22 protein-coding genes are annotated in these 22,469 nt (G+C 69.4%); 13 read left to right on the forward strand and 9 right to left on the reverse strand.

Annotated features, from left to right (window positions below):
- Window positions 1-6: 6 nt before the first annotated feature.
- Window positions 7-570, forward strand: a complete 564-nt coding sequence (greB, locus tag ACWPN5_RS14075; protein WP_145681579.1) for a transcription elongation factor GreB — start codon at window positions 7-9, stop codon at window positions 568-570.
- Window positions 571-582: 12 nt separating this feature from the next.
- Here greB and ACWPN5_RS14080 read toward each other — a convergent pair whose 3' ends face one another.
- From ACWPN5_RS14080 to ACWPN5_RS14090, 3 genes are all read right to left on the reverse strand, one after another.
- Window positions 583-1,194: an HAD family hydrolase gene (locus ACWPN5_RS14080; protein WP_492295905.1), complete on the reverse strand. Its 612-nt coding sequence runs from the start codon at window positions 1,192-1,194 to the stop codon at window positions 583-585.
- A gap of 20 nt (window positions 1,195-1,214) precedes the next feature.
- Complete coding sequence (locus ACWPN5_RS14085; RefSeq protein ID WP_137139051.1) at window positions 1,215-1,970, reverse strand: DsbA family protein; 756 nt, start codon at window positions 1,968-1,970, stop codon at window positions 1,215-1,217.
- Window positions 1,971-2,077: 107 nt separating this feature from the next.
- Complete coding sequence (locus ACWPN5_RS14090) at window positions 2,078-3,430, reverse strand: M48 family metalloprotease (protein WP_247883079.1); 1,353 nt, start codon at window positions 3,428-3,430, stop codon at window positions 2,078-2,080.
- Between ACWPN5_RS14090 and ACWPN5_RS14095 the strand changes: the two genes are divergently transcribed.
- The 3 genes from ACWPN5_RS14095 (at window position 3,399) to ACWPN5_RS14105 (ending at window position 6,415) form a co-directional block, all read left to right on the forward strand.
- A complete protein-coding gene (locus tag ACWPN5_RS14095; protein WP_492295908.1) occupies window positions 3,399-4,808 on the forward strand; it encodes a gamma-glutamyltransferase in 1,410 nt (469 codons plus the stop codon). The genes ACWPN5_RS14090 and ACWPN5_RS14095 overlap by 32 nt on opposite strands.
- A 19-nt stretch (window positions 4,809-4,827) precedes the next feature.
- The gene (locus ACWPN5_RS14100) at window positions 4,828-5,982 is read left to right on the forward strand and encodes a pyridoxal phosphate-dependent aminotransferase (protein WP_492295910.1); all 1,155 of its coding nucleotides are present in this window, start codon (window positions 4,828-4,830) and stop codon (window positions 5,980-5,982) included.
- A gap of 202 nt (window positions 5,983-6,184) precedes the next feature.
- Window positions 6,185-6,415, forward strand: coding sequence for a hypothetical protein (locus tag ACWPN5_RS14105; protein WP_145681576.1), 231 nt, complete (start codon window positions 6,185-6,187; stop codon window positions 6,413-6,415).
- 94 nt (window positions 6,416-6,509) lie between these two features.
- On the opposite strand, the gene ACWPN5_RS14110 is transcribed toward ACWPN5_RS14105, so the two are convergent.
- Both ACWPN5_RS14110 and ACWPN5_RS14115 read right to left on the reverse strand, forming a co-directional pair.
- The gene (locus ACWPN5_RS14110) at window positions 6,510-7,874 is read right to left on the reverse strand and encodes a glutamate--cysteine ligase (RefSeq protein WP_492295912.1); all 1,365 of its coding nucleotides are present in this window, start codon (window positions 7,872-7,874) and stop codon (window positions 6,510-6,512) included.
- 82 nt (window positions 7,875-7,956) lie between these two features.
- A complete protein-coding gene (locus ACWPN5_RS14115; RefSeq protein WP_145681574.1) occupies window positions 7,957-8,751 on the reverse strand; it encodes a 16S rRNA (uracil(1498)-N(3))-methyltransferase in 795 nt (264 codons plus the stop codon).
- A 133-nt stretch (window positions 8,752-8,884) separates the two neighbouring features.
- Between ACWPN5_RS14115 and ubiA the strand changes: the two genes are divergently transcribed.
- Window positions 8,885-9,811 carry a 4-hydroxybenzoate octaprenyltransferase gene (gene ubiA / locus ACWPN5_RS14120; RefSeq protein WP_492295914.1) on the forward strand — a complete coding sequence of 309 codons (927 nt, stop codon included), beginning with the start codon at window positions 8,885-8,887 and terminating at the stop codon, window positions 9,809-9,811.
- Between the two features lie 25 nt (window positions 9,812-9,836).
- Here ubiA and ACWPN5_RS14125 read toward each other — a convergent pair whose 3' ends face one another.
- Window positions 9,837-10,670 (reverse strand): CHAP domain-containing protein, encoded by an 834-nt coding sequence (locus tag ACWPN5_RS14125; RefSeq protein ID WP_492295916.1) that lies wholly within the window; start codon window positions 10,668-10,670, stop codon window positions 9,837-9,839.
- Window positions 10,671-10,812: 142 nt separating this feature from the next.
- On the opposite strand from ACWPN5_RS14125, the gene ACWPN5_RS14130 reads away from it, so the two are divergent.
- The 6 genes from ACWPN5_RS14130 to ACWPN5_RS14155 all read left to right on the forward strand — a co-directional run bounded on the left by ACWPN5_RS14130 (window position 10,813) and on the right by ACWPN5_RS14155 (window position 17,128).
- The gene (locus ACWPN5_RS14130) at window positions 10,813-11,472 is read left to right on the forward strand and encodes a class I SAM-dependent methyltransferase (protein ID WP_492295918.1); all 660 of its coding nucleotides are present in this window, start codon (window positions 10,813-10,815) and stop codon (window positions 11,470-11,472) included.
- A gap of 3 nt (window positions 11,473-11,475) precedes the next feature.
- Window positions 11,476-12,258, forward strand: coding sequence for a DNA alkylation repair protein (locus tag ACWPN5_RS14135; RefSeq protein WP_492295920.1), 783 nt, complete (start codon window positions 11,476-11,478; stop codon window positions 12,256-12,258).
- A gap of 94 nt (window positions 12,259-12,352) precedes the next feature.
- On the forward strand, window positions 12,353-13,864 hold the full coding sequence (locus tag ACWPN5_RS14140; RefSeq protein ID WP_114859023.1) for a UbiD family decarboxylase: 1,512 nt from the start codon (window positions 12,353-12,355) through the stop codon (window positions 13,862-13,864).
- A 39-nt stretch (window positions 13,865-13,903) separates the two neighbouring features.
- Entirely contained in the window at window positions 13,904-15,028 is a 1,125-nt protein-coding gene (locus tag ACWPN5_RS14145; protein WP_492295923.1) for a DUF3616 domain-containing protein, read from the forward strand.
- A 133-nt stretch (window positions 15,029-15,161) separates the two neighbouring features.
- Complete coding sequence (locus ACWPN5_RS14150) at window positions 15,162-15,611, forward strand: DoxX family protein (RefSeq protein WP_200477553.1); 450 nt, start codon at window positions 15,162-15,164, stop codon at window positions 15,609-15,611.
- Window positions 15,612-15,772: 161 nt separating this feature from the next.
- Complete coding sequence (locus tag ACWPN5_RS14155) at window positions 15,773-17,128, forward strand: TldD/PmbA family protein (protein ID WP_492295925.1); 1,356 nt, start codon at window positions 15,773-15,775, stop codon at window positions 17,126-17,128.
- A gap of 55 nt (window positions 17,129-17,183) precedes the next feature.
- Here ACWPN5_RS14155 and ACWPN5_RS14160 read toward each other — a convergent pair whose 3' ends face one another.
- The 3 genes from ACWPN5_RS14160 to ACWPN5_RS14170 form a co-directional block, all read right to left on the reverse strand.
- Window positions 17,184-17,657, reverse strand: a complete 474-nt coding sequence (locus ACWPN5_RS14160; protein ID WP_145681567.1) for an anti-virulence regulator CigR family protein — start codon at window positions 17,655-17,657, stop codon at window positions 17,184-17,186.
- Window positions 17,658-17,770: 113 nt separating this feature from the next.
- Window positions 17,771-19,381: a hypothetical protein gene (locus ACWPN5_RS14165; RefSeq protein WP_200477550.1), complete on the reverse strand. Its 1,611-nt coding sequence runs from the start codon at window positions 19,379-19,381 to the stop codon at window positions 17,771-17,773.
- Between the two features lie 121 nt (window positions 19,382-19,502).
- Window positions 19,503-20,423 carry a diacylglycerol/lipid kinase family protein gene (locus ACWPN5_RS14170; protein WP_492295928.1) on the reverse strand — a complete coding sequence of 307 codons (921 nt, stop codon included), beginning with the start codon at window positions 20,421-20,423 and terminating at the stop codon, window positions 19,503-19,505.
- Window positions 20,424-20,639: 216 nt separating this feature from the next.
- Between ACWPN5_RS14170 and ACWPN5_RS14175 the strand changes: the two genes are divergently transcribed.
- Window positions 20,640-21,467 carry a UDP-2,3-diacylglucosamine diphosphatase gene (locus tag ACWPN5_RS14175; RefSeq protein ID WP_200477548.1) on the forward strand — a complete coding sequence of 276 codons (828 nt, stop codon included), beginning with the start codon at window positions 20,640-20,642 and terminating at the stop codon, window positions 21,465-21,467.
- Window positions 21,464-22,462, forward strand: a complete 999-nt coding sequence (locus ACWPN5_RS14180; protein ID WP_492295931.1) for a glycosyltransferase family 4 protein — start codon at window positions 21,464-21,466, stop codon at window positions 22,460-22,462. The genes ACWPN5_RS14175 and ACWPN5_RS14180 overlap by 4 nt, the downstream gene beginning before the upstream one ends.
- Window positions 22,463-22,469 lie beyond the last annotated feature (7 nt).

Genomic DNA, 22,469 nt, shown 5'->3' on the forward strand with positions numbered 1-22,469 from the left:
CCGACCATGAGCAAGGCCTTCACCCGGGAGAACGACTCCGCCGGCGACGACGACGAGGCCGACGATCCCAAACCCTTGCCCAAGGGCGTGAAGAACTACATGACGCCCGAAGGCTTCCAGCGCATGCAGGAGGAACTGCGCTCGCTGCTGCGCGTCGAGCGCCCGAAGGTGGTCGAGGTGGTGTCCTGGGCGGCCGGCAACGGCGACCGCTCGGAAAACGGCGACTACATCTACGGGAAAAAGCGCCTGCGCGAGATCGACCGGCGCATCCGTTTCCTGACCAAGCGCCTGGAATCGGCGGAGGTGGTCGACCCCACCCTTCAGAAGAACCGCGACCGCGTCTTCTTCGGCGCCGCCGTCACCTACGCGCGGGAGGACGGGACGGAGAACACCATCACCATCGTCGGCGCCGACGAGGTGGACATGGACCGCGCCCGTGTGAGCTGGATTTCGCCCATTGCCCGCGCCCTGCTGAAGGCACAGGAGGGCGACGTGGTCGACCTGCGCACCCCCGCCGGGCTTGAGCAGATCGAGGTCGTCGCCATCCGCTATCCGGGCGACGCGGCGTAAGGAAGGCTGGGGCTACAGAAGCCCCAGTTCCTCCAGTTCGGCGCGCAGGCCGGCGGCGCCGGAAAAACGGTGCGCCGTCATGCCGAGGGCGCGGGCGGCCTCGACGTTGGCGGGGCTATCGTCGATGAAACAGCAGTCCGCCGCCGCCAAGCCGTAGCGGTCGAGCAGGAGCTGGAAGATCGCCGGCTCCGGCTTCACCAGCCTCTCGTCGCCGGACACGATGATCCCGTCGAAGACGTTCAGGAAATCGAAGCGCTTGCGGGTCAGCGCCAGCTTCTCCGACGAGAAGTTGGTGATGGAGTAGAGCGGCGTCCCGCGCTGCTTCAGCTCCATCAGGATCTCCGGCGTCCCGGCCATGGGGCCGGGCACCATCTCCTCCCACCGCTCGTGGTAGGCGCGGATCAATTCCCGGCAGTCGGGGAACTCGGCGGCCAGCGTGGCGACCGCCTCGTCCCACGGGCGGCCACGGTCCTGCTCCAGGTTCCAGGCAGGGGTGCAGACGGTGTCGAGGAAGTCCTCCATCAGGTCCTCGTACCCGTCGAACAGTTCGCGGTAGAGATGCCGCGGGTCCCATTCGATGAGCACCTGCCCAATGTCGAAGACGACGGTGGTCGGCTTGGTCATCGTCAATTCCCGTCCCGGCCTCAGCCCTTGCGGGCCGCGGCGACGAGGTCCTTCATCTGGTCCAGCTTGATGGCGCCGGGGACCAGCTCGTCGCCGATGACGAAGGCCGGGGTGCCGCGGATGCCCAGCTCCTCGGCCAGCGCCTGGTTGGCGGCGATGACCTTCAGCACCTCGGGGCTGTTCATATCCTTCTTCAGCTTGTCGGTGTCCAGCCCGACCGACTTGGCCAGCCGCTGGATCACGTCGTCGTCGAGCTGGCCGCGATGAGCCATCAGGGCGTTGTGGAATTCCAGATACTTGCCCTGCCCGCGCGACGCCAGGGCCGCTTTGGCCGCGGTCAGCGAGGCCGGGCTGAGGATCGGGAACTCCTTGAAGACGAAGCGCAGCTTGCCGTCGTCCTTGATCAGGCGCTCGGTGTCGGCCTGCACGGCCTTGCAGTAGCCGCACTGGTAGTCGAAGAACTCGACCACCGTCACGTCGCCCTTCGGGTTGCCGGCGACCGGATCGGCGGGATTCTGGAACAGCGCCGCCTTGTTTTCGGCCAGCGCCGTCTTGGCCTTCTGCTCCTCGGCCATCTTCTGGCGCTTCTGGAGCGAGTCTACAGCCTCCAGGATGATCTCCGGGTTCTTCAGGATGTAGTCGCGCACGACCTCCTCGACGGCCTTGCGCTGGGCGTCGTCCATCGGGCTCTGCGCCTGGAGGGCGGGGGCCAGCAGCCCCGTCGGAAGGGCCAGCGCGGCGGCGAGCGCCAGGGCGGCGGGGCGGAAGCGGGTCATGTCGAACTCTCTCGTGGGGAGCCAAAACGGCGCGAATCGGGGCGATACTGTGAACCGGGATGGCGGGGTCAGGCAAGACGGCTGTGCGCCACCCGAAGGGAGGAAACTCACTTGCCGCCCGCCTGCCCGCGGATGTCCTGGGCACGCAGCCAGCCGGGAGAGCCGGCGGGCAGCAGCTTCTCCGCCCGCTCCGCCTGGAAGCGGGCCATCGGCTTGTCGCCGCGGGCGAAGGCCTCCTCGGCGGTGGCGTAGGCGACCATGCCGGCGTTGCCCTTCATGCTCCAGGCCTGGGCCGTCAGCCGCCACAGAAAGGCGGACTGGGCCTGCGTCTTGGACGCCAACTGAAGGTTGCGCAACGCCTCGTCGGCCAGCCGGCTGTCGTTCTGTTCCATCAGGGAGTGGGCCAGCGAGACGCGGATGCTGCCGGCGTCCGGCTCCAGCTCGATCGCCTTGCGGTAGGGGGCGGCGGCGTCCACCGCCCGCCCATTCTGCAGCATCAGGTCGCCCTTCATCTCGTAGAGGAAGGCGTTCTTCGGTTCCTGCGCGATCAGACCGTCGACCAGCGGCAGGGCCTGCCGGATCTCGCCGCGCCGGAAATAAGCATAAGCCCGGCCGTAGCGCGCCACGAAGGACGGATCGTCCGCCTTGTAGCGGCGCAGCGCCCCGTTGGGGTCGAGATAGGCGTAGAGCTTGGCCTGGATGCGGTGGAACTCCTCGTTCCATTGCGCCGGCACCGGCTTCCTGCCCACGCGCGACCGCTCCACGAAATTGCGCACCGTCTCGATGCGCTCGCGGGTCAGCGGGTGGGTGCGGCGGTAGCCGGCGTCGCGGTCGACCAGCAGCGGGTCGTCGGCGGCGCCCAGCTTCTCCAGGAAAGTGACCAGCCCCTCCGCCGAGATGCCGGACTGCTCCATGTAGGACAGGCCCGCCTGGTCGGCCGAGGACTCCTGGCTGCGCGAGAAGGACAGGAAGTTGCGCTCCGCCAGATGCTGGCCCAGCATGACGCCCGCCGCACCGGCCCCGGCGTTGCCCGCGGCGATGCCGCCGACGATGCCGATGCCCATGCCGATCAGCGAGGACAGGAAGGCGTTCTCCATCGCCTCCGACCCGCGGACCAGATGGCCGCCGGCGATGTGGCCGGTCTCGTGGGCGATCACCCCGATGAGCTGCCCGGCGTCCTCCAGCCCCAGCAGCAGGCCGGTGTGCAGGAAGATGTTCTGCCCGCCGGCGACGAAGGCGTTCATCGTGTTGTCGTTGACCAGAACGATGTTCACGGCGTCCGGATCGATGCCGGCGGCCTGGAAGATTGGCCGCGCCATGTCGCGGATGATATGTTCCGTCTCGGCGTCGCTCAGGAATTGCATCTCCTGGCGCCGCTGCGCGCCCGCGGGCGGCGACCACGACAGAACCATCACGGCAAACATGGCGATGACCGAAACCAGCCTGCTGGGCTTGCGCACCGTTACTTCCTCCGCACACCGGGGCACCGGGCAGCCGGTCAAGATGCCGGTCCGGGCGCCCCATTCCACCCGCCGAATCTGGCAAGGGTTGGGCACGATTGCCATAGCCGCATCGCTGGTCGGGGGATGCGTCAACACGAAATACCGCACGGGCGCCCCGGCCCAGAGCTTCGTCGCGGCCGACGAGCCACGCGCGGCGGAGATCGGGCGCGACATCATCGCCCTGGGTGGCAAGGCCGGCGACGCCGCCACCGCCATGGCGATGGCGATGGCCGTCACCCTGCCCTCGCGCGTCGGAATGACCGGCGGCGGCGTCTGCGTGGTGTTCGACGCGGCGAAGAAGGAAACCCGCACGCTCGACTTCCTGCCCCGGCCCGCCGGCGCCGGCGCCGGCGCCCTGCCCGGCTTCCTGCGCGGCGTCTACGCGCTCCAGGCCTCCACCGGGGCGATGCGCTGGGAGCAGGCGGTGGTCCCGGCGGAGCAGCTCGCCCGCTCGACCCCGGTCAGCCGGGCTCTGGCGCGCGACCTCGCCGACTCCGCGTCCCGCCTGTCCGCCGACCCGGAGGCCCGCCGGGTCTTCCTGCCGACCGGCGCGCCGCTGGCCGAGGGCGCGGCGCTGAGCCAGCCGGAGCTGGCCGCCACCCTGTCGCAGGTGCGGCGCAGCGGCATCGCCGCGATGTACGGCGGGCCGCTGGGCGGTGCGGTGGCGCAGACCGCCGCCATCGATCCCGCCGCGGTCCGCGGCTTCCAGCCGCGCTGGACCGGCACCGCGGCGATCCCGCTGGGCATCGTGTCGATGCATTTCGCCCAGTTGCCCGAGACCAACAACGGCAACGCCCTGACCGCCGCCTGGAACGCCGCCGCCAACCTGCCCTCAGACCAGCGCGCCGCCCGCGTCGCCCAGGCGCTGGGCGCCACCGGCAGCGGCGCCTCAGCACCCGGCGCCGGCCTCGTGGTGATCGACCATGAGGAAAACGGGGTCGCCTGCTCCTTCACCATGGGGGCGCCCTTCGGCAACGGCCGCATGGTGCCGGGCACCGGCCTGCTCGCCGCCCGCGGGGTGGACGGTGCCGGCTTCGGGGCGCCCGGCCTGCTCACCAACGCCATCGTCGGCCGCACCCAATTCGCCGGGGCGGCCAGTGCCGCCGGCAACGATGGCCCCGCCGCCGCGTCCGCCGCTCTGCTGACCGCTGCTCTGCCCGCCGCGCTCGACAAGGAGCCGGGCGCCGCCATCCGCGTCAGCCGCGCCGCGACCGGGCCGGGCCGGGCCACCTTCGTCACCTGCCAGACCTCGATGGAGAGTGGCTGGAAGGAATGCCAGATCGCCGCCGACCCGCGCGCCCACGCCCTGGGCATCCTGGTCGAAACCGAGCGTTGATGTTCAAAAGTCTGGAATCATGAACAAAGCACCCAAAGTCTCCAAACGGGGCGCCATCCCGCCCTTCTTCGTCATGGAAGTGATGCGCGCCGCCGCCGAGCGCGAAGCCGCCGGCCTGGAGGTCCTGCACATGGAGGTCGGGCAGCCCTCGACCGGCGCGCCGAAGGGCGTGCTGGAGGCTGCCCACCGCATGCTCGACGCCGACGTGCTGGGCTACACCGGGGCGCTGGGCATCCCGGCGCTGCGCGCGGCCATCGCCGGCTGGTACCGCGACCGCTACGGGATCGAGGTGCCGGAGCGGCGCGTGGTGGTCACCACCGGCTCCTCGGGCGCCTTCCAGCTCGGCTTCCTGGCGGCCTTCGATCCGGGCGACCGGGTGGCCATGGCCTCGCCCAGCTACCCGGCCTACCGCCACACGCTGACCGCCATTGGGGTCGAGCCGGTGGAACTGCCGACCGGGCCGGAGCACCGCTTCCAGCCGACCATCGAGCTTCTGGAACAGCTCGACCCGCCCATCCAGGGGTTGATCGTCGCCAGCCCGGCCAACCCGACCGGCACGATGCTGAGCCGCGAGGAGCTGACCGCGCTTGCCGCCTGGTGCGACGCCAAGGGCGTGCGCCTTGTCTCCGACGAGATCTACCACGGCCTGACCTACGGGCCGGAGGCCGTCACCGCCGCCGAGGTAAGCGAGAGCGCGCTGGTGGTGAACAGCTTCTCCAAATACTTCTCGATGACCGGCTGGCGACTCGGCTGGATGATCGTTCCGGACGACCTGATCCGCTCGGTCGAATGCCTCGCCCAGAACCTATTCATCTCGGCCCCCAGCCTGTCGCAGGCCGCCGCGGTCGCCGCCTTCAGCTGCACGGAAGAGCTGGACGGCCACGTCGCCCGCTACGCCCGCAACCGCGAGCTTCTGCTGAGGGAGCTGCCGAAGGCCGGCTTCGACAAGCTGGCTCCGGCCGACGGCGCCTTCTACATCTACGCCGACGTGACGGAGATGACCGACGACAGCGAGGCCTTCTGCAAGCGCATCCTGGCGGAGACCGGCATCGCCTGCACCCCCGGCGTCGACTTCGACCCGGCGCGCGGCCACCGCTTCGTGCGCTTCAGCTTCGCCGGTTCGGAGGCAACCATCGCCGAGGCGGCACGGCGGCTGATCGCTTGGCGCTCCTGAGATTGCGGAACGCACGGGGCCCGCTGCCGTCCTGGCCGGGCCCCACCCGACCGCCCTTCCCCTTCACACCGGCTCTCTGAGCAACGTCCTTCGGGTGTTCAAGGGGTGCGATAAACGCCGACCGGCCGATCCAGAAGCATCGTGGCGCGTGCGTTTCCCATCCCGGAACGAACATCGTGCAACGACGGGAGAAGGATCAGCCATGTCGGACAAGCTCAATCAATCGACCTCGAAGACCCAGGGCGACAGCAAGTCCACCAACCAGCAGCTCAGCAACCAGCTTTCCTCGGAGTTCCTCCGTCAGATGGAGCTCGACCGCGAATGGTCGCATGGCGACGAGCTGAACAACGCCGGTTCGCCCGTGCTCGAGGCGGCCATCAAGGCCGGCGTGAACGTCGTCCTGGAAAAAATCAAAGAGGCGACAAAGAAGTAAGAGACGCGGCCGAGGAAACCGCCAAGCGGCTTTCTTGACAGCGTCGTGGAAGCCGGGCGTGAACCAACACGTTCCGGCCTCCACCCCATCGGCCTCAGTAGGCGTACTCTTTGAACACCGGATCCACGCTGCCGCCCCAGGGGCCGTTGAACTTCGCCAGAAGCTCGTCGGCCGGGGTCTGGCCGGATTCGGCGATGTCGAGCAGCGTGTTCAGGAAATGCGCCTCGTCGTCGCCCCAGTTGTCGTTGCGGGCGCGGCGGGCCAGACCGCCGCGGGCGATCTCCAGAACCTCAAGCGCGACCTCCCGCACCGTGCGGCCGCGGAAGGGGGTGCGCAGGGCGTGGCGCGGCACCTCGGCGCGCAGATGGGCACGCTCCTCCGTCGTCCAGCCCTTCACGAGGTCCCAGGCGGCGTCCAGCGCTTGGCTGTCATAGAGCAGTCCGACCCACAGGGCCGGCAGGGCGCACAGGCGGCGCCACGGGCCGCCGTCGGCGCCGCGCATCTCCAGATATTTCTTCAGACGCACCTCGGGGAAGGAGGTGGTCATGTGGTCGGCCCAGTCGGTGATCAGCGGGACCTCGCCCGGCAGCGCCGGCAGGCGGCCCTGCATGAAGTCGCGGAAGGACTGGCCGGAGGCGTCGATGTACGTGCCGTCGCGGTAGACGAAGTACATCGGCACGTCGAGCAGATAGTCCACGTACCGCTCGAACCCGAATCCGTCCTCGAACACGAAAGGCAGATCGCCGGTGCGGTCGGGGTCGGTGTCGGTCCAGATGTGGCTGCGGAAGCTCTGGAAGCCGTTCGGCTTGCCTTCGGTGAAAGGCGAGTTGGCGAACAGCGCCGTGGCGATGGGCTGAAGCGCCAGGCTGACCCGGAACTTCTTCACCATGTCGGCTTCCGACGCGAAGTCCAGGTTCACCTGCACGGTGCAGGTGCGCATCATCATGTCCAGGCCGAGAGTGCCGCGCTTGGGCATGTAGTCGCCCATGATCTTGTAGCGGCCCTTGGGCATCCAGGGGATCTCGTCGCGCCGCCATTTCGGCTGGAAGCCGAGGCCCATCATGGCGATGCCCAGTTCGCCCCCGATCTCCTTCACCTGATCGAGGTGGCGGTGCACCTCGGCGCAGGTCTGATGCAGGGTCTCCAGCGGCGCGCCGGACAGTTCCACCTGCCCGCCCGGCTCCAGCGTGATGTTCGCCATGCCCTGGGTCAGGGCGATCAGGTTGCCCTTCTCCTCCACCGGGTCCCAGCCGAAACGCTGCAGGCGGGTCAGCAGTTCGCCGATCCCGTCCGGCCCCTCGTAGGGCAGCGGCCGGTGGTCGGAGACGCGGTAGGCGAATTTCTCGTGTTCGGTCCCGATGCGCCACTGGTCGGCGGGCTTGTTGCCGGATTCCAGATAGGCCGCCAGTTGGCGGCGGTCGGTGATCGGTTCACCACGCGTCTGCGGAGGTGCGGACATGGAAGCTCCCGCTTTCAAAAAGTCTGAATTGGCCAACGAGTTCAAACGGCCCGCCTCGGAACAGCGGCGCGTCGAGCGGCCCTTACTCCCCGACGGTGGGGTCGGCCGGCGCGCGGAAGGGCGGTCGGGTGTCGCCGCCATCCGCCGTCCAGTCCCCCGCAAGGGCCTGCCAGCAGGCGAGCGCCGCGACCACCGCCGTGTCGGCCCGGAGAATGCGGGGCCCCAGGCCAACGGGAACAACAAAGGGGAGTTTGCAAATTTCGTCAAGTTCGGACTGCGCAAAGCCGCCCTCCGGCCCGATCAGGAAGGCGGCGGGGCCGCGCGGGCGGTCGCGGACGGCCTCCGCGATGGGGCGTACGTTCCCGGCTTCGGCGCACAGGTACAGCGTACGTTCCACCGGCCAGCCGGCCAGCGCCTTGTCCAGCGGCAGCGGGTCGGCCATCTCCGGCACGGTCAGCCGCTCCGACTGCTCGGCGGCCTCGATGGCGTTGGCGCGCAGCCGGTCGGTGTTGACGCGGTTGGGGTCGGTGCGGCGGGTGAAGACCGGCCACAGGCGCGACACGCCCAGTTCGCTGGCCTTCTCCGCCACGAAATCGATGCGTCCGCGCTTGATCGGGGCGAACAGCAGCCAGAGGTCCGGCCCGGCCGCCTGAAGACGCCGCTGCACCGTCACGGTGAGCGAGCACCAGCCCTTCCCGAAACCGTCGATGGCGGCCAGCCATTCGCCGTCGCGCCCGTTGAAGACGGCCACGACGTCGCCCTTGTCGAGGCGCAGGACATGACGCAGGAAATGCGCCCGCTCGGGGTCGAGCCCCACCGCCTGCCCCTCGCCGAGGGGGCTGTCCACATAGAGGCGGGTCTTCGGTTGGTTTGCCATGGCGCGAGGTCTCCGGTGTGCGGCGCCGACTATAGCGATAACGCTCCGGGGCGGAAACGGCCCAGCCTTGCGGGGACCCACCCCCGCCGCTACCTTGCCCCCGGCTTCCTCCACTTCTTTTCCCGAGTCCGCCATGACCAGCCCCGCCTCCCCCGCTCCCGGCGAGTTCACCGACATCCGGCGCGGCGACTGGATCGACCGCTTCGCCCCGGCGGCGGTCCGTCCCTATCTGCGGCTGGCGCGGCTGGACCGGCCCATCGGCACTTGGCTTTTGCTGTTTCCCGGCTGGTGGAGCATCGCGCTGGCCGGTGCCGGACCGCTGCCCGACCTCTGGCTGATGGCCCTGTTCGCGGTCGGCGCCGTGGTCATGCGCGGGGCCGGCTGCACGGTGAACGACATCCTCGACCGCGACTTCGACGCGATGGTGGAGCGCACGCGGACCCGGCCGATCCCCTCCGGGCAGGTGTCGGTGAAGCAGGCACTGGCCTTCCTCGCCGTCCAGCTCCTGATCGGGCTGGCGGTGCTGGTGCAGTTCAACCTTCTCACCATCGGGCTGGGCGTGCTGTCGCTGGTGCTGGTCTTCACCTACCCGCTGATGAAGCGCATCACCTGGTGGCCGCAGGCCTTCCTGGGGCTGACCTTCAACTGGGGCGCCCTGATGGGCTGGACGGCGGTGCGCGGCGAGTTGGAATGGCCGGCGCTGGCGCTGTACGCCGCGGGGATCGTCTGGACGCTCGGCTACGACACCATCTACGCCCACCAGGACAAGGAGGACGACGCGCGAATCGGCGTGAAGTCCACCGCCCTGCGGCTGGGCGACCAGAGCAAGATCTGGATCTACGGCTTCTACACGCTGACTTTCGTGGGGATCGGCATCGCCGGGCGTCTGGCCGGGCTGGGCGGGCTGTTCCTGCCGCTGCTCTCGCTGGCCGCGCTGCAGCTGTCCTGGCAGGTGGCGACCTGGAACCCCGACGATCAGACGGATTGCCTGACGAAGTTCAAGTCGAACCGCTGGTTCGGCTGGCTGGTGCTGGCGGCCTTCCTGGCCGGGAAACTCTAGGCGGCAGGAGACTTGGGGGGAGGTTTCAGCGCGTCAGTTCGGCGACGGTGCTGTCGACGGAGCCCGGCTTGCGCGGCGGCAGGACCGCGCGGATGCCGTCGATGGAGGCCACCATCTCGACGCCCTTCTGCGCGGCCGGCTGGGTCGGCTTGCGGGCCGGCAGCACGGCGGTCACCACCGGCTGAGCCATCTTGGCGGCCGTGCCCTTGCCGGAGAGGGAGAGCGACGCGGTCAGAACCTGCGGCTTGCGGCCCGGAACGGCGACAGCGCGGCCCTTGAGGGAGGCTTCCATCAGGCGCGGCCCGGCGGCGGGCTTGGGCGCGGCGCGGCCCTGCGGGGCGACGGCGAAGGTGCTGCCGATGCCGGCGCCGCGGGAGTCGGCCTGACGGATTTCCGCCTCCTCGCCCTCCGGCAGGATAAAGCCGTAGGTCGTGTAGACACGCAGGCCGAGCTGGTCCGACGGCTCGTGCCAGACGCGGACGGCCGTCCAGTCGTTGCGCGGCGACACGTCGACCACGCGCATGTTGCGGCGCAGGCCGCGGCCGTCGAGCCAGGAGTGATCGACCTCGATGGTGCGGCGGTCGATGATGTGGCTGACCAGGGAGACGTGGCCGCGGCCGAGCCGCTGCGACCGCTTGAAGACGAGGACGGAGCCGAGCGCCGGGCGCTTGTCGCGCTCATATTGCTCGGCGGCGGTGCTCCACCACGTCCAGGCATCGCCCCGGATCTCGAAATCCGATATGGAACGCAGCGTGCGGACGCAATCGCCGTCCTGGGCCTGGGCTTTGGATATGGTGAACGGGCTGAGAGCGATGAACGCCGCGAACGATGCGCAGAGTGCAATCCCTTTCGACCTCATATCAGCCCCATGCCCTTTGTTTTTCTCCTTTCGAACGGGTAACACGGGACAGCAGGTGTGTCTACTCCGTTTGAATTATGTAACCAAAACCGGTTGTGGATAGATCATCCACGCCCGCGCAGCCCCCGCCGGGAGTCCAGTTATGAACAACTTTTCTCAAATCGACTTCATCCGTTCCAACACGGTCGTAACACGGACTCCTTTGCTGCCTGAGATCGCCCTGCATCTGGCGACGGAAATCACGCCGCTGTGGGAAGCTACCGAGGATTCTTTGAAAGAGTCCAATGTACCGCCGCCCTATTGGGCCTTTGCTTGGCCGGGCGGTCAGGCGGTGGCGCGGCTCGTCCTCGACCGGCCGGAGCTGGTGGCGGGCAAGTCGGTGCTGGATTTCGCCGCCGGCACCGGACTGGTCGGCATCGCCGCGAAGATGGCCGGGGCGGCCCGCGTGCAGTCCTGCGACATCGACCGCTTCGCCCTGTCCGCCATCGCCCTGAACGCCGAGTCCAACGGGGTCGACGTGAAGGCGGTCAGCGCCGATCTGGTGGACTGCCCCCTGCCCGGCATCGACGTCGTTCTGGCCGGCGACGTCTGCTACGAGAAGCCGATGGCCGACCGGGTGACCGCTTGGCTGCGCGCAATCGCCGCAACCGGCACGCTGGTCCTGCTGGGCGATCCGGGCCGCGCCTATGTCCCGCTCAGCGGAATCGAGCGGGTCGCGCAGTACAGCGTTCCGACCTCCCTGGAGTTGGAGGACCGCGAGATGCGCGAAACGGTGATCTGGCGGCTGCTGCCGGAGGCCTGACGCATGACCGTCACCGCGACCGCGCCGCGCAAGGGCGCAACCCGGATGGCCGACATCCCGCCGGAGGTGCTCGCCGACCTGAACGCCGGCCGGCGCGAGACCGCCACGCTGGCCGAGTCGCTGGCCATCGACTTCGCCGCCCTGCTCACCGCCGCCGTGCCGGAGGCGGCGGGCGCCGTGTCCTTCAACCCGAAGGAGGGCGTGACCCGCCGCATGGCGGCGGCGGGGAGCGCGGCCGTCGAGTGCCTGGGCATCGGGGCCGTGGAGCGGCTGGCCACCCACCCCTCCGACACGGTGCGCGGCTGGGCCTGCTACGCGCTGGCGGCGGCCCCCGGCCTGACTCTGGCGGAGCGGCTGGAGCGCGTCCGCCCGCTCGCCGACGACCCGCATTTCGGCGTGCGCGAATGGGCGTGGCTGGCCCTGCGCCCCCACATCGCCGCCGCCATCGACGAGGCGCTGGCCCTCCTCACGCCGTGGACCGCCGAACCGTCGGAGCGGCTGCGCCGCTTCGCCAGCGAGGCCACCCGCCCGCGCGGCGTCTGGTGCGCCCACATCGGCGCGCTGAAGACCGACCCGGCGCGCGGGTTGCCGGTGCTCGACCCGCTGCGGGCGGACGACGCGCGCTACGTCCAGGATTCGGTCGCCAACTGGCTGAACGACGCGGCCAAGAGCCAGCCCGGCTGGGTGCAGGCGCTGTGCGCCCGCTGGGAAACGGACAGCCCCGACCCGGACGCCACCCGCCGCATCGTCCGCCGCGCCCTGCGCCGTGTGAAGGAACCCGCGTGAGGCGGCACCTCCCCCCTTGACGCGGCGCCCTCCAGGCCGATGCTAGGCGCCCTCTCCCGATCCGCCCCCATCGCATCCGAACGGACCCTCGACCATGCCCTACACCTCGTTGCGCGACTTCATCGACCGGCTGGAGAAGGCCGGGCGGCTGGTGGTGGTCCGGGAGCCGGTGTCCACGGCGCTGGAGATGACCGAGATCCAGACCCGCCTGCTCGCCGAAGGCGGCCCGGCGGTGCTGTTCGAGAACGTCATCAAGGCCGACGGCACCCGCTCGGAAATGCCGGTGCTGGTCAACCTGTTCGGCACGGTGGAGCGCGTCGCCTGGGGCATGGACCGTGAGCCGCACGAGCTGCGCGGCGTCGGCGAGACGCTGGCCTTCCTGAAGCAGCCGGAGCCGCCGGGCGGCTTCCGCGAGGCGATGGAGCTGATCCCGCTCGCCAAGACCGTGCTGTCGATGAAGCCGAAGACGGTCGGCTCCGCCCCCTGCCAGGAGGTGGTGCTGACCGGCGACCAGATCGACCTCGGCCGCCTGCCGGTGCAGAGCTGCTGGCCGGGCGAGCCGGCCCCCCTCATCACTTGGCCGCTGGTCGTCACCAAGGGGCCTACGGGTAAGCGCGAGGACGACTTCAACCTCGGCATCTACCGGATGCAGGTGCTGGGGAAGAACAAGACGATCATGCGCTGGCTGAAGCACCGCGGCGGCGCGCAGCACCATCACCGCTGGCAGGCCAGCGGAAAGCGCGAGCCGCTGCCCTGCGCGGTGGTCCTCGGCGCCGATCCCGGCACCATCCTGGCCGCCGTCACGCCGGTGCCGGACACGCTGTCGGAATACCAGTTCGCCGGGCTGCTGCGCGGCAAGAAGGTCGAGCTGGTGGACTGCAAGACGGTGCCGCTGAAGGTGCCCGCCCAGGCCGAGATCATCCTGGAAGGCCATGTCAGCCTGGACGAATACGCCGACGAGGGGCCCTACGGCGACCACACCGGCTATTACAACTCGGTCGAGCCCTTCCCGGTCTTCACCGTCACGGCGATGACCATGCGGCGCAACCCGATCTACCTCTCCACCTTCACCGGCCGCCCGCCCGACGAGCCGTCGGTGCTGGGGGAGGCGCTGAACGAGGTCTTCATCCCCCTGCTGACCCAGCAGTTCCCGGAGATCGTGGATTTCTGGCTGCCGCCCGAGGGCTGCTCCTACCGGATCGCCGTGGTCAGCATGAAGAAGGCCTATCCCGGCCACGCCAAGCGGGTGATGATGGGCGTCTGGTCCTTCCTGCGCCAGTTCATGTACACGAAATGGGTGATCGTCGTGGACGACGACATCGACGCGCGGAACTGGAAGGACGTGATGTGGGCGATGAGCACCCGCATGGACCCGGCCCGCGACATCACGGTGATCGAAGGCACCCCCATCGACTATCTGGACTTCGCCAGCCCCGAGTCGGGCCTGGGCGGCAAGGTCGGGCTGGACGCCACCAACAAGTGGCCGCCGGAGACGAAGCGCGAATGGGGCCAGAAGATCCGCATGGACCAGGGCGTGGTCGACGAGGTGTCGCGCAAATGGGCGTCCTACGGTCTTCCGGGCAGCGGGACCCCGATCTGGAAGTGAGGCGTTAAGGGACGTCCCGCGCCTTCCAAGGAGTCCGCCATGCCCAGCGAGATCGCCCGCCCCATCGCCCAACCCATCGCCACCGTGCGTCTGGTCTTCCGCGACGGCGGCGAGACCGCCGGAGACCTGTCGGTGGCGGAGCGGGTGGGAGACACCCTGTTCGTGGCGTCGGACGAGGGGGCGCGGGTCGTCCGCATGATGGCCGAGGAGGGCGGCACCCTCTACCGTGAGGACGCCGTCTTTCCCCTGGCGGACGTCTTCACCCTGCCGGTGACGGAGCCGGGCGAGGACGAGGCGGACATCGAGGGCATGGCCATCGCCGGCGGCTGGCTGTGGGTCGCCGGCTCGCACGCTCTGGCCCGCAAGAAGCCGGAGCGCGACGAGAACGGCACCGAGACGGCGCTGGAACGGCTGACCGAGGTGCGCTGCGACCCCAACCGCTTCCTGCTCGGCCGCATCCCGCTGGTCAGCGAGGCGGACGGGCGCCTCACCCCGGTGCGCCGCGACGGCACGCGGGTGGCCGGCTGCCTGAAGTTCCGCAAGGGCGGCAACGCGCTGACCAAGGCGCTGGCGGAGGACGAGCATCTGGCCCGCTTCATCGCGGTGCCCGCCAAGGAGAACGGCTTCGACGTGGAGGGCATGGCCGCCCACGGCGACCGGGTCTGGCTGGGACTGCGCGGTCCGGTGCTGCGTGGCTGGGCCTGCATCCTGGAACTGGCGGTGGAGGATCACCCGGACGTCGAGGAGCGCCTGCGGCTGCGCCCCATCGGGCCGAACGGCGAGAAGTACCGCAAGCATTTCGTCGATCTGGACGGGCTGGGCATCCGCGAACTGACCCTCGACGGCGAGGATCTGGTCATCCTGGCCGGGCCGACCATGGACCTCGACGGTCCCGTCGCCGTGTGGCGCTGGACTGACGCCCTGTCGATCACCCACGAGACCGTCATCCCGCGCGACCGGCTGGTTCCTCTGCTGAACCTCCCCTACGGCAAGGGCGACGACCACGCGGAGGGCATCGCCTGCGTCCGCCGCGACGGCGCCCCGCCCGCCCTTCTGGTGGTCTATGACAGCCCGTCCAAGGCGCGCCGCCACGGCGCCGGCACCACCGCCGACCTGTTCGCCCTGCCCTCCCGCTACGATCCGGCCAACGCCTTCCGGGCGTGAGATATCGTTCTTTCTGAAGCAACAATCAGTGCATGATTAAGCGGATTATCCCGATCCCGGACGTCGCTATTCTTGTCCTCAGACGACAACGGCCCCGACGCGGGGCACCACGCTGAGACAAGGAGACCACGCCATGAACGCCGACACCGCCGCCATCGACACCCGCACCGCCCCCTACGCCGCCTTCCTGCTGCGCGTCAGCCTGGGCCTTCTGTTCATCGCCCACGGCCTGATCCTCAAGGTCTTCACCTTCGGCATCGCCGGCACGGTCGGCTACTTCGAGAGCCTCGGCTACCCCGGCCTCTTCGCCTATCTGGTCATCCTCGGCGAGATCGGCGGCGGCCTGCTGCTGGTGGCCGGCGTCTTCACCCGCTGGATTTCTCTGGCCCTGCTGCCGATCCTGATCGGCGCGACGCTCCAGCACACCGGCAACGGCTGGGTCTTCTCGGCCCAGGGCGGCGGCTGGGAGTTCCCGGTGTTCTGGACGGTGCTGCTCGGCGTGCAGGCCCTGCTGGGCGACGGCGCCTTCGCCCTGAAGCTGCCGACCGCCGGCCGCAACAGCCTTCAGAGCCGGCTGGCCTGACCCTGAAGCGAGCATGACGAGCGGCGCGCGGGCGGGCACCAGCCCCCCGCGCGCCGCCGCATTTGCGCGGCGGGCAATCCGGACCTGAGGCGATATGCCCCTTCCTCTTCTTCTCCGGGCTCCCATTTGCTAGACAAGCCGGAGACCTAGCGGAGACCGTAATGCCCGTTTCGACCACCTCGCAGCCCGACGTTCTGAACCTGCTGGACGATCTGATCCGCAAGGCGAAGGGCGCCGGGGCCGACTCCGCCGACGCCGTGCTGTTCGACAGCGCCTCCCTGTCGCTGAGCCAGCGTTTCGGCAAGACGGAAAAGCTGGAGCGGTCCGAGTCGGGCGACCTGGGGCTGCGCGTCTTCATCGGCAAGCGGCAGGCCATCGTCTCCTCCACCGACCGCAGCGCCAAGGCGCTGGACGAGTTGGTGGAGCGCGCCGTCGCCATGGCCCGCGTGGTGCCGGAGGACCCCTTCTGCGGCCTCGCCGATCCGGAGCAGATCTACACCACGCTGCCCGACCTCGACGTGTGCGACCCGTCGGAGCCGTCGGCGGAACTGCTGATCGAACGCGCCCGCATCGCCGAGGAGGCCGCGCTGGCGGTCGAGGGCGTCACCAACTCCGAAGGCGCCGACGCCGGGTGGAGCCGCTCCACCATCGCCATCGCCGCGTCCAACGGCTTCACCGGCAGTTACGGGGTGTCGCGGCAGTCGCTGTCGGCCTCGGTGCTCGCCGGGACGGGCACGGGGATGGAGCGCGACTACGATTACGACAGCAAGGTCTACGGCGCCGACCTGCGCGATCCGGCGTCGATCGGGCGCGAGGCCGGCGAGCGGGCCATCCGCCGCCTGAACCCGCGCCGGGTCAAGAGCTGCAAGGTGCCGGTGGTGTTCGATCCCCGCGTCTCCCGCGGGCTGCTCGGCCATCTGACCGGCTCGATCAGCGGGCCGAGCATCGCGCGCGGCACCAGCTTCCTCAAGGACAAGATGGGCCAGCGCATCTTCGCCGCCGGCATCACCATCGTCGACGACCCGCATGTGAAGCGCGGCCTGCGCTCCCGCCCCTTCGACGCGGAGGGCGTCGCCACCACCCGCCGCAACCTGATCGAGGACGGGCACCTGACCACCTGGCTGCTCGACCTGCGCTCGGCCCGGCAGCTCGGTCTGTCGACGACCGGTCACGCGGCGCGCGGCACCTCCGGCCCGCCGGGTCCGGCCCCGGCCAACGTTTACATGGCCCCGGGCGCCAAGAGCCGCGAGGAGCTGCTGGCCGAAATTCCCAACGGCTTCTACGTGACGGAGCTGATGGGGACGGGCGTCAACGGGGTGACCGGCGACTACAGCCGGGGTGCCGCTGGTTACTGGATCGAGAACGGCCAGATCGCCTATCCGGTCACCGAACTGACCATCGCCGGCAACCTGAAGGAGATGTTCCTGAACCTGGAGCCGGCCAGCGACCTGGAACTGCGCTTCGGCATGGACGCCCCGACCATCCGCATCGACGGGCTGACCATCGCCGGCCTCTGACCGCGACGGGCGAGGCGCCGCAGGGCGCCTCCGTTCCTGTCAGCGGCCCCCCCTGTTAACGAACCACGCCGCGGACGATGTCGGCGATGGTGCCGTGCACGGCGTCGAGGATCAGCATGTCCGCGCCGGCCAGGATGCATTCCCAGCCGTTCATGCACACCGGCACCCGCTGGCGCAGCTCGACCGGCGCCATTTTCTTGGCGATGCCCGGCGGCAGCGGCTGGCCGCGCGCCAGCTTCTTCGCGATCCCCGGCGGCAGGGCCGTCGTTCCGACCGGATGGGCGACGAAATAGTCGCGGATGATCGTCGCCTCGCCGCGCGACACCGCGCCGCGGGAACCACGCGGCGTCTCGCCCTGCGCCTTGCCGTGCCCTCCACCAGGACCGCCGCCATGGCCCCCACCGTGGCCTGCACCGGGACCGCCGGCCCAGTCGGGCTTGTCCGCCAGCGCCGGGCTTGCAACGGACAGCATCGCCAGAAGCGCCAGCGCGGCGCGCCCGCTCCGGAGCCGCATCCCATCCCCATTCATGATCCGCATTCCCTTGCCGGCCGACGGTGAGCCGCAAGCGTATCCCGCCCGCGGCCCTACCTCCATCGGATTAGCCGCTGGCGCCACCGCCGGCCTGTGGCAAGAACGGGATATCAGACCGTCACGCTCATCGGACCGCCGGCGCCGCGCACCGACAGGTTGGGCAGGAAGTCGCGGAACAGCGACAGGCTCTTCAGATCGGACACATAGCCGGTGCCCTCCCCGCCCATCGCCTTTCCACCGACGCTCTTCATCACGTCGGCGGCCTTCGCGTCCTGGGCCTCCAGCGCGTCCTTCAACACGGAAGCAAGCGCGCCGCCGTTGCCCAGACGCTCCATCGGCGCGCCGGTCTCCTTCGTCGTCTTCTCGTAGCTGTACTGCAGCGCGGCGCGCTGGACCGACCAGTTGACCGACTCCTTCTCCTCCTGGCTGGCCTCGTCGAGGAACTTCACCCCGGCGCGGTAGGCGGCGGCCTTGTCGGTGCCGAGAGGGTCGGCGCCGTCCATCGCCTGCTTCTGCTGGCGGGCCATGATCGACTGAGCCGCCTCCTGCTCGTTCTTGGAGAAGGTTCCGTCTTTGTTGCTGGCGATGGCGTAGAGGCTGCGCCGCTCGAAGCCGCCGAACAGACGTTCCACGTCCTTTCCGGACGGGTCCGCGTAGTTCACCCCCTTGCCTTCCTTCGCCATGGCCGTGTAGGTGGCGTCCAGCGAGTCGCGGGCGTCCTGGATGACCTTCGCGAATCCCTGGAGCCCCGGGGTCTGGCCGGTGGTCAGCACCGTGGCGGGCGGCGGCGGCAGACCGGCGGCCTCCGCCTCCGCCTTGGCGGATGGCTCATACTCTTCGGGAAGCGGCTGGCTCTTGTCGACCTTGCCGCGCCCGACGCCGGGGATGTTCACGTCCGCGGCGTACTCCGCGAGGCCATTGGCGTAGAGCGTCGCCTTGAAGCCCAGATCATACATGAGCTTGGCGGCGGCCTTTCCCTTCTCATTGTCCGGCCCCAGCAGCCCGCCTTCCCCGCCTTCCACTTCACCCGCGAAATCGAGTTTTTCGAACTCGTCCTCCCCCTTGTCCCGCATGTTCACAAAGGTCTTGCCATCGACTTTCAACAGGTCGCCGCCGGTGGCCTCCTGCAACTCCCGCTCGATGTCCGCCGTCTCCGCCTTGAAGCGGTCATTGGCCGGAGCCATCGCCGCCTGGAACGCCGCGGCGTCCTGATCCTTCTCGAAGGCGGCGTAGGCCGCGGTCCGCGCCTCGTTGAAGGCCGACATGGCCTTGTCCATGCGCTCCGTCTTGGTGTTGAAGGCCTTGCTGGCCAACGCCGACTTCTCCGCCCAGGCCTTGTCCTCCTCGTCCTGGGGCCGCTCGTTCACGTAGCGGTCCTTCACGGCGTTGGTCGCCATCTGACGCAGCCCCAGCGCCACGTCCTTCTCGGTCATCTTGCCGGACTTGACGAAGTCCTCCAGCATCGCGCGGCCCTTGGAGCCGATGGACGCGAAAACCTTCCCCGCCACGCCGGTCAGCGACTTGGCCAGCCCGCTGAGTTCCACGCTGTCCTCGCCCTTCAGGGCGGCCAAGGCCGCGGAACCCGCTGAGGAACCGGCGTCGGAGGCCGATTTCCAGCTTCCCTCCGCCTCAGCGGCGGAGCCGGCGGGCTTCCATTTGGTGGCGGTCGCGGTGGCGCTGGCCGTGGTGGCCGAAAACAGGGCGTTGATCGACGTGGACATGACTTCCCCCTTGCGGTCCCGCCCGGCTTGCCCGGCCTTAATCCTTAGAGACCGAAGTAATTATTGAATGTTCCCAAGTAATTTTCCCAAGAGACGCCTTAACGGACTCTTAAAACACCATTCAGAGCGCCAGCACCGGCAAGATCCAGGGAGCCAGCGCGATCTCCACCGGCAGGCGGGCGATCACGTCGCCGTCGCCCTGCACCGGTTCCCCCGCCGGACCTTCGACGACCACCCGCCGGGCCGGCAGGACGCGGTAGTCGGGGAATCGCGGCAGCCAGCCGGCGGTGACGCCCCAGAGGTAGCGCAGGGCGTTGCCCCGCCCCGACCGCGGGAACAGGCAGACGTACAGCCACGGGTCGGCCAGCCGGGCGTCGGGGGCGCAGACGAAGCGTCCCCCGTAGAAATGCCCCTTGGCGACGATCACCGAGGCGACCTCCACCGGCTCCCCGCCGTCCACCGCCACCCGATAGGGACCGCCGCCGCCCGCGGCGATCCGGGCCAGCGTTTCCACCGCGTAGGCGCCCTTGCCGACCAGCCGCTTCAGCCGCGGGTCCACCCGCTCGACGACGCGGGCGTCGAGGCCGGCGCCGGCCATCATGGCGAAGGCGCGGCCATTCGCCACACCCAGATGCACCGGCAGCGGCCGCCCTTCCGCCAGCACCCGCGCCGCGCCCTCCGCGTCCAGGGGCAGGGCCAGCTCATGGGCGAGCACGTTGGCGGTGCCCAGCGGCACGATGCCCAAGGGAATCGCCGAGCCCCCACCGCCGCTCGCGCCCAGCCCGTTGACCACCTCGTTGATGGTGCCGTCGCCACCCGCCGCGATAACCGCGTCGAAGGCGCCGGGCGCCACCGCGCGGGCCATCGCCTCCGCATCGCCCCGCCCGCCGGTGGCCCGAAGCGTCACCGCCGCCCCGTGGCGCTGCTCCGGCAGTTCCAGCACCGCACCCAGACGGCGCGCCCGCCGGGCGCCGGCCACCGGGTTGTGGATGACCAGAAGACGCCGCCGGGGCGCCGCGGCCGGCCCGGACGCCTCGGGCATCGATTCGGCCCCGTCAGCCACGCCAGCCCCCAATATGACCATCCTGTTTCAGTTTTGATAAAGTCATTTTGCGCCTTTGTTACGCCGGCAAGAAGTCTTATCGAAATCACATTCCCCAACAGATGCGGACACTCGAAATCATTGTCAAGACAATGCCCCGCCGATATACGGGAAACGTTTCAACGAATCCTTGCCGACATGGCGATGGAGCGGGGCATGAGCGCATCACGCGACGTCAAGCAGTACCGCAGCATCTGGATCTCCGACGTCCATCTGGGCACGCGGGGATGCAAGGCGGAGTATCTTCTCGATTTCCTGAAGCACAACGAGTCCGACCATCTCTATCTCGTCGGCGACATCGTGGACGGCTGGCGGCTGCGCAAGACCTGGTACTGGCCGCAGGCGCACAACGACGTGGTGCAGAAGATCCTGCGCCGGGCGCGCAAGGGCGTGCAGGTCTATTACATCCCCGGCAACCACGACGAGGCCGCCCGCGACTACGCCGGCCTGCAGTTCGGCGGCGTCCAGGTCGTCGAGGAGATGATCCACGTCACCGCCGACGGCAGGCAGCTTCTGGTCACCCATGGCGACCGCTTCGACGTGGTGGTGAAGTACGCGCGCTGGCTGGCCTTCATCGGCGACAACGCCTACGTGGTCCTGCTCCAGGCCAACACGCTGTTCAACTGGGTCCGCCGCAAGCTGGGCTTCCCCTACTGGTCATTGTCCGCCTTCCTGAAGCACAAGACGAAAACGGCGGTCGAGTTCATCGGCAACTACGAGACCGCTCTCGGCGACGAGGCCCGGCGCCGCAAGGTGGACGGCGTTGTCTGCGGCCACATCCACACCGCGGAAATCCGCGACATGGAAGGAATCCTCTATTGCAACGACGGCGACTGGGTCGAGTCCTGCACCGCCTTGGTCGAGCACCCCTGCGGCCGGCTGGAGATCATCGATTGGGCGGCGGACATCCGCCGGCGCGCCGCCACGACGCTGCCCGCCCGCATCCCGGCCAAGGAGAAGCCGGAGACTGTGAAGGCGGCGTGAACATCCTGATCGTCTCCGACGCCTGGCTGCCCCAGGTCAACGGCGTGGTGCGCACCATCGGCACCGTCCGTTCGGAATTGGAGGCCATGGGCCACCGGGTGGAGGTGATCGGCCCCGACCGCTTCCGCACGGTGCCCATGCCCACCTACCCGGAGATCCGGCTGGCGCTGGGCGCGGGGCGGCGGCTGGCGGCGATGATCGACGCGCTGCGCCCCGACTGCATCCACATCGCCACCGAAGGGCCGCTGGGCTTCGCCGCCCGGCGCTACTGCCTCCACCACGGCCGGCCCTTCACCACCGCCTACCACACGCGCTTTCCCGAATATGTGCGCGACCGGGCGCCGGTGCCGCTGGCCCTCAGCTACGCGGTGGTGCGCCGCTTCCACAGGCCGTCCTCGGCGGTGATGGTGGCGACCCCGTCCATCGAGAGCGACCTCGCCGCCCGCGGCTTCACCAACATCCGGCGCTGGACGCGCGGCGTCGACACCGCGCTGTTCCGCCCCCGCGCCAAGGGCTTCCTGGCGCTGCCCCGCCCCATCGCCCTCTATGTCGGGCGCGTGGCGGTGGAAAAGAACCTGGAGGATTTCCTCCGGCTCGACCTGCCGGGAAGCAAGGTGGTGGTCGGCGACGGCCCGGCCCGCGCGGAGCTTCAGCAAAAGTACCCGGAGGTCCATTGGGCCGGCGCCCGCCATGGCGAGGAGCTGGCCGAGCATTACGCGGCGGCGGACGTCTTCGTCTTTCCGTCGCGCACCGACACTTTCGGTCTGGTGCTGCTGGAGGCGCTGGCCTCGGGCGTGCCGGTGGCCGCATATCCGGTGCCCGGCCCCCTGGACGTGGTCGACGGCTCCGGTGCAGGCTGTCTCGACGAGGACCTGAAGGGAGCGATCGAGCGCGCCCTGACCATCCCGCCGGAGCAGTGCCGGGATTACGCCCTGAACTTCTCCTGGCGGCGCTCCGCCGAGCAGTTCCTGGCGAACCTGCGCCCCTTCACCTGAGACCGGA

This window comes from Azospirillum sp. UENF 211521 (genome assembly GCF_058780535.1).

Excerpts from the sequence above, each read along its gene's own strand:
- greB (WP_145681579.1), top strand. The coding sequence starts at position 7 with ATGAGCAAGGCCTTCACCCGGGAGAACGACTCCGCCGGCGACGACGAC.
- ACWPN5_RS14080 (WP_492295905.1), bottom strand. The coding sequence starts at position 1,194 with ATGACCAAGCCGACCACCGTCGTCTTCGACATTGGGCAGGTGCTCATC.
- ACWPN5_RS14085 (WP_137139051.1), bottom strand. The coding sequence starts at position 1,970 with ATGACCCGCTTCCGCCCCGCCGCCCTGGCGCTCGCCGCCGCGCTGGCC.
- ACWPN5_RS14095 (WP_492295908.1), top strand. The coding sequence starts at position 3,399 with ATGACCGAAACCAGCCTGCTGGGCTTGCGCACCGTTACTTCCTCCGCA.
- ACWPN5_RS14100 (WP_492295910.1), top strand. The coding sequence starts at position 4,828 with ATGAACAAAGCACCCAAAGTCTCCAAACGGGGCGCCATCCCGCCCTTC.
- ACWPN5_RS14105 (WP_145681576.1), top strand. The coding sequence starts at position 6,185 with ATGTCGGACAAGCTCAATCAATCGACCTCGAAGACCCAGGGCGACAGC.
- ACWPN5_RS14110 (WP_492295912.1), bottom strand. The coding sequence starts at position 7,874 with ATGTCCGCACCTCCGCAGACGCGTGGTGAACCGATCACCGACCGCCGC.
- ACWPN5_RS14115 (WP_145681574.1), bottom strand. The coding sequence starts at position 8,751 with ATGGCAAACCAACCGAAGACCCGCCTCTATGTGGACAGCCCCCTCGGC.
- ubiA (WP_492295914.1), top strand. The coding sequence starts at position 8,885 with ATGACCAGCCCCGCCTCCCCCGCTCCCGGCGAGTTCACCGACATCCGG.
- ACWPN5_RS14125 (WP_492295916.1), bottom strand. The coding sequence starts at position 10,670 with ATGAGGTCGAAAGGGATTGCACTCTGCGCATCGTTCGCGGCGTTCATC.
- ACWPN5_RS14130 (WP_492295918.1), top strand. The coding sequence starts at position 10,813 with ATGAACAACTTTTCTCAAATCGACTTCATCCGTTCCAACACGGTCGTA.
- ACWPN5_RS14135 (WP_492295920.1), top strand. The coding sequence starts at position 11,476 with ATGACCGTCACCGCGACCGCGCCGCGCAAGGGCGCAACCCGGATGGCC.
- ACWPN5_RS14140 (WP_114859023.1), top strand. The coding sequence starts at position 12,353 with ATGCCCTACACCTCGTTGCGCGACTTCATCGACCGGCTGGAGAAGGCC.
- ACWPN5_RS14145 (WP_492295923.1), top strand. The coding sequence starts at position 13,904 with ATGCCCAGCGAGATCGCCCGCCCCATCGCCCAACCCATCGCCACCGTG.
- ACWPN5_RS14150 (WP_200477553.1), top strand. The coding sequence starts at position 15,162 with ATGAACGCCGACACCGCCGCCATCGACACCCGCACCGCCCCCTACGCC.
- ACWPN5_RS14155 (WP_492295925.1), top strand. The coding sequence starts at position 15,773 with ATGCCCGTTTCGACCACCTCGCAGCCCGACGTTCTGAACCTGCTGGAC.
- ACWPN5_RS14160 (WP_145681567.1), bottom strand. The coding sequence starts at position 17,657 with ATGAATGGGGATGGGATGCGGCTCCGGAGCGGGCGCGCCGCGCTGGCG.
- ACWPN5_RS14165 (WP_200477550.1), bottom strand. The coding sequence starts at position 19,381 with ATGTCCACGTCGATCAACGCCCTGTTTTCGGCCACCACGGCCAGCGCC.
- ACWPN5_RS14170 (WP_492295928.1), bottom strand. The coding sequence starts at position 20,423 with ATGCCCGAGGCGTCCGGGCCGGCCGCGGCGCCCCGGCGGCGTCTTCTG.
- ACWPN5_RS14175 (WP_200477548.1), top strand. The coding sequence starts at position 20,640 with ATGAGCGCATCACGCGACGTCAAGCAGTACCGCAGCATCTGGATCTCC.